Origin of the sequence: Tepidimonas sp. (genome assembly GCF_046292505.1) — a bacterium.
GTDB lineage: Bacteria > Pseudomonadota > Gammaproteobacteria > Burkholderiales > Burkholderiaceae_C > Tepidimonas.
Genome location: NZ_JBKBQX010000202.1, coordinates 1 through 649 on the forward strand (window position 1 = coordinate 1; position 649 = coordinate 649).

General features: G+C 70.3%; 1 protein-coding gene. It reads right to left on the reverse strand.

The window, feature by feature from the left end:
• The coding region (locus ACK4TH_RS12755; RefSeq protein ID WP_409626977.1) for a phage tail sheath subtilisin-like domain-containing protein at positions 1 to 649 on the reverse strand (649 nt) is incomplete at both ends.

Consider the following 649-nt stretch of genomic DNA (forward strand, 5'->3'; position numbering starts at 1 on the left):
GGTGGCACGCCCGCCCACCAGCGGCTCCAGCGCCTCGCGCACGCTGCGCGCCACGTAGTCCAGCGCCACGCCCGTGGACAGCTCCACGCGGTTGTAGGAGGCATCCACGCGCCACGTCGACACCGAGCGCACCACGCGGTAGCGCCGCCCGTCGTAGTCCACGCACAGCACGCCGCCCTCGACCAGCGCGTCGGTATCAATCGGGTTGCGCAGCTTGCGCTCCAACCCCTTGATCTGCAGCGACTTGTTGGTTAGCGGCTCACCCACCGGCAGGCCCGCCATCGAGCCGGCCACCATTGCCGCCAGCATGTAGGGCGGCAGCAGCACCAGCTTGCCGCTGGCGTCGTAGTCGTAGTAGCCCAGATGCACCAGCGCCGCGCGGTCGCTGTTGAGCGAGGCCGCGTATTCGATGGCATCGGCATCGCTGGTGCCCAGCGCCATGCCCAGCACCGCGCGCCGCTCGCGGTTGGCCGACTCGCTCATGAAGCGCACGTGCGACAGCGCCATCGCATGCACCGCCGGATCGGCCGTGATCGGCACCACCCACTGCACGTCCTCCGACGTCAGCACATCGAAGGCCCGCTGCCAATCCGCCGCCGTCACCGCACCGTCGGACGCGCCCGACAGATACGACCAGCCGACCGGCTCC